Raw genomic sequence first — 8,611 nt, 5'->3', positions numbered from 1 at the left:
CAGCCGCCGAGCCCAGGATAAACGGGGGATATGCCCAGTCCAGTGTCCCTCGGGATGCTATCAGTGCTACTTTTTTCACTTTTTCTGCCATTGTAGCAAAGCTAAACGATTACATTACCATATGATCATACAGTGATAAAATTAACAAAAATTGAGATTATCCCAAGAAAAAAACGTTAGCTGTAGACCAAGAATCCCTTGGCAAGCGGCTTCCCCCCATACATCCGGTTTATCCGGTCACCACTTGGGATAATCCACGCTATTTACTTACTTGTATCTGAACACCGGGAATATCGCTATCACAGTAACAAGTAAAAGTAAAACATCATACTACCAATGAACACTCCGCACGTTTACAAAAAGATCGAGCTTGTCGGCTCCTCACAGAAAAACATTGAAGATGCTGTAAACAATGCTGTAGAAAGAGCAGCAGAAACAATCCGCCACATTCGCTGGGTTGAGGTTGTAGAAACACGGTGCCATGTCGAAGAAAACAGAATCGCTTACTGGCAGGTAACGGTCCGACTCGGATTTACGCTTGAGGAAGAATAACAGAAGCAGGGGCGGCACTTCTTTTTACCGCCCCTCATTGTATGCCTCGATAAACTTCGCAACGCTCCTATCCCAACTGCGCTCTATATCGTCAGGAAAGAGGCAGGCTGGAAGTTGCCCTTTCCCTTTATGATACGCAATGCATTCGCAGCAAAGTCCTTTGCGGGGACAAGGCTTGTAGGTGCAGTTGCATCGTTCCAGATTATCATTTTTTCTACAGTCCATCGCCTCTTCCTTTGTCATGTGAAAAGATACTTCGGCTAAACGTTAAAAACATATCCATCCTTTCTGAATACCGCAACAGTGATATCAAAACCACTTGTTTGTATAGCTGATCTCGACCGAAATCCTGGGCTCTATATCCCGAACTTCAGGAACATGAGCGGACCTAAACTGATCCGATATTTGTTGTCCCCCCGAAGTTCAGCGTATAATGATTTATGGATGTCGTAGGAAAACGCAGATCAGATAGAATGGCTAGGCACCCAATCCCCCCAAAAGCATCCGTTTTGAATAACAGGGATTCCCGAATCGTGCGTCGTATGCCTGAGAGTGACTGGAAAAGAGAAGTCATGTCACCCCGTGAAATAGCTGTCCGGATTCCACTGGTCCGCCAAAAGAAAGACAACCATGAAAAGACAGCCTAACCATTGACGATTGCCTGCTTAAAAAAAATGCAAGAGGCTGCCTTTTTACGACAGCCTCTTGAATCAAACCGCACCTGAATTGCAGAATACCGTCAGTGATTATTTTCACCCGTATCGGTAAATCTTTCAGGAGCAAGCTCCCAGTGCTCCGGTGAAAGCCAGAAGGTCGAAAGCAAAAGCTCACGAATATGACTGAACTCTTTAGGAAGCTTATCGTAAAGTTTTTCAAAAAGCTCTTCGTGAGACAGCAGCTCTTTCTTCCAGACCTCACGGTCGACGATCATCAGCTTGGAGAACTGCTCATACGTGAACTCCTCGAGACCGCTCCACTCCATGGACTCATATTTCGGCATCCAGCCAAGGGGGCTTTCCACCGCACTTGCCTGCCCATGAACCCTGTCGACGATCCACTTGAGCACCCGCATGTTCTCACCGAAGCCAGGCCAGAGAAAGCTTCCATTTTCATCCTTGCGGAACCAGTTGACGCCGAAGATTCTCGGCGGCTCGGAAAGTTCGCGTCCAACATGAAGCCAGTGGTTGAAGTAATCACCCATATGATAACCGCAGAATGGAAGCATAGCGAAAGGGTCGCGGCGAACGTCACCGATCTTACCGGCTGCCGCTGCAGTTTTTTCCGAACCCATGGTTGCTGCCAGATAAACACCGAAGTACCAGTTTGGAGACTGGTAAACAAGCGGCACGACATCACTACGACGCCCACCGAAGATAAAGGCACTGATAGGAACACCTTCAGGGTTTTCCCACTCGGGATCGATGGACGGACATTGTGAAGCTGGCGCCGTAAAACGGGCATTAGGGTGCGCTGCCGGCTTGCTTGAATCGGGAGACCAGGGATTACCCTGCCAGTCAGTCAGCCCATCGGGTGGAGTTTTGGTCATACCTTCCCACCAAACGTCGCCGTCAGGGGTAAGCGCCACATTGGTGAAAATGCAATTTTCCTTGAGCGTCTCCATAGCGTTGAAGTTGGTTTTTTCGGAGGTACCCGGGGCTACTCCGAAAAAGCCGTATTCAGGATTGATGGCATAAAGTCTGCCATCCCTTCCCGGTTTGATCCAGGCAATGTCGTCGCCAATTGTCGTCACCTTCCACCCCTCAAATGAATCGGGCGGAATGAGCATGGCGAAGTTGGTTTTGCCGCATGCGCTCGGGAAAGCAGCGGCAACATAGGTTTTTTGACCCTCGGGAGACTCGACACAGAGAATCAACATATGCTCGGCAAGCCAGCCTTCCTCCCGGGCCATCGATGATGCGATCCGAAGCGCAAAACACTTCTTACCCAGAAGCGCATTACCCCCATACCCGCTACCATACGACATGATTGACCGTTCCTCAGGGAAATGAACAATGTACTTCTGATCGTTGCAGGGCCATGGAACATCTTTCTGGCCGGGCTCGAGAGGAGCGCCGACAGAATGCAAACAAGGGACAAAATCATTGTCTTCCCCAAGCAGTTCAATCACCCTCCGTCCCATCCTGGTCATGATACGCATGTTGGTGACAACATAGGGAGAATCCGTTATCTCGACACCTATATGTGAAATGTGCGAACCCAGGGGCCCCATGCTGAACGGAATGACATACATGGTTCGACCCTTCATACACCCATTGTAAAGCTTGCGGAGCGTCTCTTTCATCTCCTTGGGATGTACCCAATTGTTGGTCGGACCTGCATCCTGCTTGCGTATGCTGCAGATAAATGTCCTGTCTTCCACCCTTGCGACGTCACTTGGATCGGAACGGCACAGAAAGCTGTTCGGGCGCTTTTCATCCGAAAGCCTGATGAAGGTACCGCTCTCGACCATCTCCTGGCAAAGCCTATCATACTCTTCCTGGGAACCGTCACACCAGTGCACCGAGTCCGGCTGGCACAGTTCCGCTGTTTGCTGAACCCATTCAACTAATTTTTGATTTTTCACATACTCAGGGGGCTCGATCTGCATTTCGGTCATGGTTATCCTGTTTACTGAATGGTTAATAAAGAAATGTTATAAGCGTTATCATCCACCGGCATTAATGGCTTCACGGATAAGGTTGTCAAAAGCCATTTTACTTTGAGGGCCAAGAAGTACGGACTGAAGGGAACCATCCGCCCCGACAACAAATGATGTCGGAATAGCACGCAACCCTCCCTCAACATAGCTGCTGTATGTATCGAGAATCTGCTGATCAGCCACGACAACGGGAAAGTTAATCCCGTAATCACTGACAAACGCCCTTGCTTTGGAAAGATCCTCGTCGACAGTGATGCCGACGAATGTGAAGCCGTTTTGCTCATACTCACTTTGCAGGGCAACCATGTCGGGCATCTCGGCACGGCAGGGAGGACACCATGATGCAAAAAAGTTTACAATGTATGCTTTGCCGGCAAGGCTCGCCGACGAAACCGTCCGTCCATCGAGCGTTGTACCGACAAAAACAGGAGCAGTAATATTTTTTGTCGCCTCCGAACCTTCCGACTGAGGCTTCGCTGTTTCCGCCTGCTCAGGCTGGCATGCGAACATAACCACAGACAAGCAGAGCATGGTTGCAATTTTAAAAAAACTCATATGTGTGATGGTGTTTATATTCAAAATTGATTAATAAAAAACAGGCTCATGATTTCGTTTGAAAATATACAATTCTTCCCTTTATTTATAGTCCTTCGAACAGAGTCCATAATCTTTGCGTTTATACGATAAATAAAGTATATTCAGAACCATATTTTTTTTAGGCGCCACCTTAGCTCAGTTGGTAGAGCAACTGTTTCGTAAACAGTAGGTCGTGGGTTCAAATCCCGCAGGTGGCTCGAACCTGAAAAAACTCGGTCCACGGATGAAAAAACATGGGCGTGTAGTAAAAAGTTTTGACTGCAACAATACAATCCTATCAACACTGTCAATATGCAAGAAGGTAAGATATCTCAAATCATTGGTCCTGTCGTTGATGTTGATTTCCCGGAAGGCGACCTCCCGGCAATTCTTGACGCACTGACCGTTACTCGACCAGATGGGACAAAACTGGTTCTTGAAACCCAGCAACATCTCGGAGAAGAGCGCGTACGAACTATTTCAATGGAAGGTACCGACGGTCTGGTAAGAGGTATGACTGTCGTAAACACCGGAAAGCCCATCCAGGCACCTGTTGGTGAAAACGTGCTCGGGAGAATGCTCAACGTTGTAGGCGATCCAATCGATGGCCTCGGAGAAGTCAAGAGCAACAAAACCTACCCGATCCATAGGCCGACGCCGAAGTTCGAAGAACTGTCGACCAAATCCGAAATGTTTGAGACCGGTATCAAAGTCATCGATCTTCTTGAACCATACTCACGAGGCGGTAAAACCGGCTTGTTCGGTGGTGCAGGTGTAGGCAAGACTGTTCTGATCATGGAGCTGATCAACAACATCGCCAAGCAGCAGTCGGGATATAGTGTGTTTGCCGGTGTCGGAGAACGTACCAGGGAAGGAAACGACCTCTGGGAAGAGATGAAGGAGTCTGGAGTTATCGACAAAACAGCTCTTGTGTTCGGCCAGATGAACGAGCCACCAGGTGCACGTGCACGTGTTGCGCTTACCGGCCTCAGTATCGCCGAGTATTTCCGTGATGAAGAGAATCGTGACGTACTGCTGTTTATCGACAACATTTTCCGTTTTACCCAGGCGGGTTCCGAAGTGTCGGCACTTCTCGGCCGTATGCCAAGCGCTGTAGGTTATCAGCCGACGCTTGGTACTGAAATGGGCGAGCTCCAGGACAGAATTGTATCGACGAAAAAAGGCTCCGTAACCTCGGTGCAGGCCATCTACGTTCCTGCGGATGACCTTACCGATCCGGCTCCTGCAACCGCGTTTACTCACCTTGATGCGACGACGGTTCTTTCCCGGTCGATTTCTGAATTGGGTATCTACCCGGCTGTCGATCCTCTCGATTCAACGTCACGAATACTCGATCCGAACATTGTCGGTGAAGAGCATTACAATACCGCGCAGGCCGTCAAAGTGCTTCTGCAGCGTTACAAGGATCTTCAGGACATCATCGCGATTCTCGGTATGGATGAACTGAGCGATGAAGATAAACTGACCGTGGCCCGTGCAAGAAAAATTCAGAAATTCCTTTCACAGCCGTTCTTCGTTGCCGAAGCCTTCACCGGACTCCAAGGCAAGTATGTTAAACTCGAGGATACCATCAAAGGCTTCAATGAAATCATCGACGGACGTCACGATGATCTGCCTGAAAATGCATTCTACCTCGTCGGTACTATCGAAGAGGCTATCGAGAAAGCCAAAACCCTGTAACTTTATCTGATTATCATGGCAGGTTCCGATAAAGCCTTTGCAATAGAGATCGTTACTCCTCAAAAACAGTTTTTTGCAGGGGAAGTGACCAGTATTCTGGCTCCCGGGCAGGACGGGTTGTTTCAGGTTCTCAAAAACCATGCACCGCTCGTTGCCGCACTAAAAGGCGGTAAGGTAAAGCTCGAGCTTCCCGGCAGTGGTGAAAAGACATTCACCATAGCCGACGGTTTTTTTGAAATCAGCGACAACAAAGCCATTCTGCTCGCGGAAGATATTTCCTGAAGCAACGCAAAAGAAAGAGGAAACGAAACTCGTTTTGTTAAAACATCAGTGAGACGTACTTCACTCGTATCACTGATGTTTTTTGCTTATGCACATGCACAAGTTGATTCCCAAAGCTCTTCGTCACGGAGACACCATAGGGCTTATTTCACCCTCCTCGCCCTCTCCCGACCATGAAAAAATCGGTCAGGCCGTCACTTATCTCGAAAAACTCGGTTACCGCGTCAAGCCTGCCAGTCACTTTAACTGTCAGGGAGAACACCGTCGGGAACTCGACCGCCGAAAACGTCATGATCTTCATGAGATGTTCGCCGACAGATCGGTCAAGGCAATTTTCTGCCTCAGAGGCGGTTCGGGTGCGACAAGACTGCTGGAAAAACTTGACTACGGCCTCATTGCACAAAACCCGAAAATTCTCGCAGGGTATTCCGATATCACCGCTCTTTCAATAGCGCTCTATGCAAAAACAGGCCTGATAACGTTTTCAGGACCGATGCTTGCAACCGAACTACATAGCCCCAGCCCTTATACGGAAGAGAATTTCTGGAAGGTACTGGAATCGACTTCGACAACCCACCAGATCATCAACCACCCGAGTCACCCGGTCCGCATCTACAAAAAAGGCTCTGCGTCGGGCACACTGCTCGCAGGCAACCTTACCGTTCTTTCCTGTCTTGTCGGGACGCCTTACCTTCCGCAAATGAAGGAATCTCTGATGCTCATCGAAGACATTAACGAAGAGCCCTACCGAATAGACCGCCTCCTTTCACATTTTTACAATGCAGGCCTCCTGCAGAGATGCTCCGGACTTTTGTTCGGACAGTTCAGGCGTGAAGCCATGGCGTTCGACCGGGAACATCCTCTTCTTGATATTCTCAGCTACTATACCGATAAAATGGCACCTCATATTCCAGTTGTCGCAGGGCTTTCTTACGGGCACATCGACGATTTTCTGACTGTCCCTGTTGGTGCAGACTGCACACTGCTTGCCGGTGAAGAACAGCTTTCGATCTGCATGGAACCCGCTGTTTCAAGCTCCTGAAAAAAAGGTATTTGATATTTTCCGTGCCGGGTTTCATTACAGCTCTTTATGATCTATTCTGATTTTATTACATTTTTTACATACGCTGCGTCATATTGTTCCATGCTTAGATTCAGATGCCATGTATAATCTCTGGGAGGCCTCCCACAGTAGCGAGCAAACAGAAGTCGCTCAGCAGGAAACCCTCAGCGATACCCTCGATGCGTACAGGGTAGTCCTTTTCAACGACGACGTACACACGTTTGATGAAGTGATTTTTCAGATCATCAAAGCAATTCAGTGCACAAGATCAAAGGCTGAAAAGCATACTTGGGAAGTCCATACCAAAGGGAGTTCCATCGTCTACGCCGGAACACTGCCCGCCTGCCTGAAAGTCAGCTCTATTCTCGAAGAGATCGATCTCAAAACCGAGATCCAGACCGGTTAGCTTATTACGCATCACAGTCATCGTGCCGTTCTTCCCTGCCTTCATATCAACAGCTCATCAATAGCTTCACGATACTTTGCCACTGAGTAATTTCAAGTGACACCACGGTTCACCTCCTCTGCGGTGATGAACCATAGCGATACCGCATTCGCACTTGAAAACAATTATTGCATACAAAATGATAATTATTGTTTGCATTATGTCTACTAAAGTGTGCATATTATACATAACGATACACAAAGAATTACAGGCACAATGAAACAGCTCGATTTTTCAGTCCTCAAAACGCTACGCCAAAAACGGAAAATGACCGCCGAACAGCTCGCCAGCGAAGCAAATGTCACACGCGCAACTATCGCGAAAATCGAAGCCGGATTCGACAACCCCAGAGTACAAACAATAGAGGCGTTAGCCAGCGTGTTTCAACTCAGCGCCGGTGATTTAATCCGATTGGCCGAAGGGGGGCGCATAGAAGAAGCACGAACCGAACCCTACTCTCAAGACGGTTGTTCAGGAACACGCTTCTTTTTCAGAAATCAGGAAATGTACCTCTTGAAAGCCGTCAAAGGCAGCAAAACCATATTCGAACATAATTTGCATGAAGACACTATGGAGACATGCATCGTCCTGTCAGGACAGCTTACGGTTCAGGTGGGAGAACAGTCTTTGCATCTGGCATCAGGTTCGGCTGCAACATTTCATGCAATGCATGAACATAGTTTTTCCATCGGGGAAGATGCGAATTTCTTACTCATCCATACCCGTAACGTATAGAAATGAAAAAAATTTTTTCCAACACCTTATAACAATAAAAACCATGAATATCCTGAATCTCTATTACTCGTCTACGGGAAACACAACACGGGTAGCGAAAGCCATCGAGGAAACCGCCGTTCAGCAAAACCATTCCGTCGACACTGTCAGAATCAAACCGGGGATGGAACCCGGCATCGATGTTCTCGCCTATGATCTTGTTTTTGCAGGATCAGGCGTTTATGAATGGCTGCCTGGAAAACCGGTGATGACCCTTTTCAGTAAGCTGGCCAAACAGTACAGGCTGAATGGTTTGATTCAGCAACCTGCTGAAAGAAGGCGTACCAAACAAGCAGTGGTATACTGCACCTACGGTGGAACCCACACCGGAGCGAACGAAGCCATTCCGACCGTAAAATATATGGGGCAACTTTTCGATCATCTCGGCTTTGAACTCGCAGGAGAATGGTATATCGTCGGGGAGTTCCATGGAGCATATCTGGATTTTTCCAAAAAAGGGAAACTGGGAAATATCACTGGCCGACCCAATGAGTCGGACCTGCAATCAATTGCGGAAATGGTTAAAGGAGCGCTTAACATTAAAGCCGCCTGAACGTGC

The 8,611-nt window shown here is 48.2% G+C and carries 11 protein-coding genes, 1 tRNA gene and 1 pseudogene; 9 read left to right on the top strand and 4 right to left on the bottom strand.

The genetic code is table 11. The features are described 5' to 3' along the window. Positions 1 to 91, bottom strand: a pseudogene (locus CR164_RS13245) (DsrE/DsrF/DrsH-like family protein); the annotation flags it as partial. A 245-nt stretch (positions 92 to 336) separates the two neighbouring features. On the opposite strand from CR164_RS13245, the gene CR164_RS11355 reads away from it, so the two are divergent. Further along, positions 337 to 552, top strand: a complete 216-nt coding sequence (locus CR164_RS11355) for a dodecin (RefSeq protein ID WP_110024115.1) — start codon at positions 337 to 339, stop codon at positions 550 to 552. A gap of 24 nt (positions 553 to 576) precedes the next feature. Here CR164_RS11355 and CR164_RS11350 read toward each other — a convergent pair whose 3' ends face one another. Continuing rightward, the gene (locus tag CR164_RS11350) at positions 577 to 795 is read right to left on the bottom strand and encodes a DUF6485 family protein (protein ID WP_239994543.1); all 219 of its coding nucleotides are present in this window, start codon (positions 793 to 795) and stop codon (positions 577 to 579) included. Between the two features lie 266 nt (positions 796 to 1,061). Here CR164_RS11350 and CR164_RS13040 point away from each other — a divergent pair, with 266 nt between their 5' ends. Continuing rightward, positions 1,062 to 1,199 (top strand): hypothetical protein, encoded by a 138-nt coding sequence (locus tag CR164_RS13040; protein ID WP_153303696.1) that lies wholly within the window; start codon positions 1,062 to 1,064, stop codon positions 1,197 to 1,199. A gap of 92 nt (positions 1,200 to 1,291) precedes the next feature. Here CR164_RS13040 and CR164_RS11345 read toward each other — a convergent pair whose 3' ends face one another. Both CR164_RS11345 and CR164_RS11340 read right to left on the bottom strand, forming a co-directional pair. Next, a complete protein-coding gene (locus CR164_RS11345) occupies positions 1,292 to 3,169 on the bottom strand; it encodes a phosphoenolpyruvate carboxykinase (GTP) (RefSeq protein WP_110024113.1) in 1,878 nt (625 codons plus the stop codon). 48 nt (positions 3,170 to 3,217) lie between these two features. After that, a complete protein-coding gene (locus CR164_RS11340) occupies positions 3,218 to 3,766 on the bottom strand; it encodes a TlpA family protein disulfide reductase (protein WP_110024112.1) in 549 nt (182 codons plus the stop codon). A gap of 166 nt (positions 3,767 to 3,932) precedes the next feature. On the opposite strand from CR164_RS11340, the gene CR164_RS11335 reads away from it, so the two are divergent. The 7 genes from CR164_RS11335 (at position 3,933) to CR164_RS11305 (ending at position 8,605) form a co-directional block, all read left to right on the top strand. Continuing rightward, positions 3,933 to 4,005, top strand: a tRNA-Thr gene (locus tag CR164_RS11335). Positions 4,006 to 4,099: 94 nt separating this feature from the next. Continuing rightward, positions 4,100 to 5,488, top strand: a complete 1,389-nt coding sequence (gene atpD / locus CR164_RS11330; RefSeq protein ID WP_110024111.1) for a F0F1 ATP synthase subunit beta — start codon at positions 4,100 to 4,102, stop codon at positions 5,486 to 5,488. Positions 5,489 to 5,503: 15 nt separating this feature from the next. Further along, the gene (atpC, locus tag CR164_RS11325) at positions 5,504 to 5,770 is read left to right on the top strand and encodes an ATP synthase F1 subunit epsilon (protein ID WP_110024110.1); all 267 of its coding nucleotides are present in this window, start codon (positions 5,504 to 5,506) and stop codon (positions 5,768 to 5,770) included. 94 nt (positions 5,771 to 5,864) lie between these two features. Beyond that, complete coding sequence (locus CR164_RS11320) at positions 5,865 to 6,812, top strand: S66 peptidase family protein (RefSeq protein WP_110024121.1); 948 nt, start codon at positions 5,865 to 5,867, stop codon at positions 6,810 to 6,812. A 121-nt stretch (positions 6,813 to 6,933) separates the two neighbouring features. After that, on the top strand, positions 6,934 to 7,239 hold the full coding sequence (locus CR164_RS11315) for an ATP-dependent Clp protease adaptor ClpS (RefSeq protein ID WP_110024109.1): 306 nt from the start codon (positions 6,934 to 6,936) through the stop codon (positions 7,237 to 7,239). Positions 7,240 to 7,494: 255 nt separating this feature from the next. Further along, positions 7,495 to 8,013, top strand: a complete 519-nt coding sequence (locus CR164_RS11310) for a helix-turn-helix domain-containing protein (protein WP_110024108.1) — start codon at positions 7,495 to 7,497, stop codon at positions 8,011 to 8,013. Between the two features lie 43 nt (positions 8,014 to 8,056). After that, the gene (locus tag CR164_RS11305; protein ID WP_110024107.1) at positions 8,057 to 8,605 is read left to right on the top strand and encodes a flavodoxin family protein; all 549 of its coding nucleotides are present in this window, start codon (positions 8,057 to 8,059) and stop codon (positions 8,603 to 8,605) included. Positions 8,606 to 8,611: the final 6 nt, after the last annotated feature.

It is taken from the genome of Prosthecochloris marina (assembly GCF_003182595.1).
Taxonomy (GTDB): domain Bacteria; phylum Bacteroidota; class Chlorobiia; order Chlorobiales; family Chlorobiaceae; genus Prosthecochloris; species Prosthecochloris marina.
This window is presented reverse-complemented; position numbering and strand designations above follow the sequence as displayed.